Genomic DNA, 771 nt, shown 5'->3' on the forward strand with positions numbered 1-771 from the left:
TGATATTGTACCCATATAGTAGACAGTTTTAGAGAACCGCACACAGGGTAGAAGACTACTTTATGAAGAAAGGGTGCGGTGAGAAGATATGAAATCAACGAAGAATTATCCATACGAAGTAAAGAAACAAATAGTAGAGATGTATTTTGAAGGACATTCCGTTACAGATTTAGTGGAGCAGTTTGAAGTGAGAGATCGTAGGAGAATATATGATTGGATTGAAAAGGCAAGAGAGGAAGGATATAGAGCGTTAGAAGATGGGAGGGGGTTACGTAGTACAGGGAAAAAGAAGAAGGAAGAACAGAGTTTAGAGGAAGAGTACGAGAAATTGAAATTGGAGAATGAGTACTTAAAAAAGTTGTTGGATCTGAAAAGGGGGTGAGTGATAAACAGGAGCAGTATGCTTTTATCCATGCTTATTCCAAACAGTATCCGATAACACAGTTGGTAGCTATTACAGAGGTATCCCGTGCAGGGTACTATAAATGGGTAAATCGGAAAGGAAGTAATGAACAGGATCGAAAGGACGAAGCGTTGCTTCCCTATGTAAGGAAAATATTTAAGGATAATAGAGGTGCGGTTGGGAGAAAGCGTATTAAATTGCAGTTAGAAGAGGACCATCAACTTATCGTAAATGAGAAGAGAATCGCAAGGTTGATGAGGAAGTATGGCTTAGTGTGTAGGATTAGGAGAAAACGTTTTAAACATAGGCCACAGATACATGGTACGATCCCGAACTTACTGAATAGAAACTTTCAAGCATGGAAACCA

2 protein-coding genes are annotated in these 771 nt (G+C 39.2%); both read left to right on the forward strand.

What is annotated here, in order from left to right; translation table 11 throughout:
* Window positions 1-88 precede the first annotated feature (88 nt).
* The gene (locus ACERII_RS25855; RefSeq protein ID WP_373645864.1) at window positions 89-382 is read left to right on the forward strand and encodes a helix-turn-helix domain-containing protein; all 294 of its coding nucleotides are present in this window, start codon (window positions 89-91) and stop codon (window positions 380-382) included.
* On the forward strand, window positions 379-771 hold a 393-nt coding region (locus ACERII_RS25860; RefSeq protein ID WP_373645865.1), incomplete at its 3' end, for an IS3 family transposase. The genes ACERII_RS25855 and ACERII_RS25860, both read left to right, overlap by 4 nt.

The sequence above is a fragment of the Evansella sp. AB-rgal1 genome (assembly GCF_041820985.1).
In the GTDB taxonomy this organism is placed as follows: domain Bacteria; phylum Bacillota; class Bacilli; order Bacillales; family Salisediminibacteriaceae; genus Evansella.

Coding starts and splice junctions, on each gene's coding strand:
- ACERII_RS25855 (WP_373645864.1), top strand. CDS start 89: ATGAAATCAACGAAGAATTATCCATACGAAGTAAAGAAACAAATAGTA.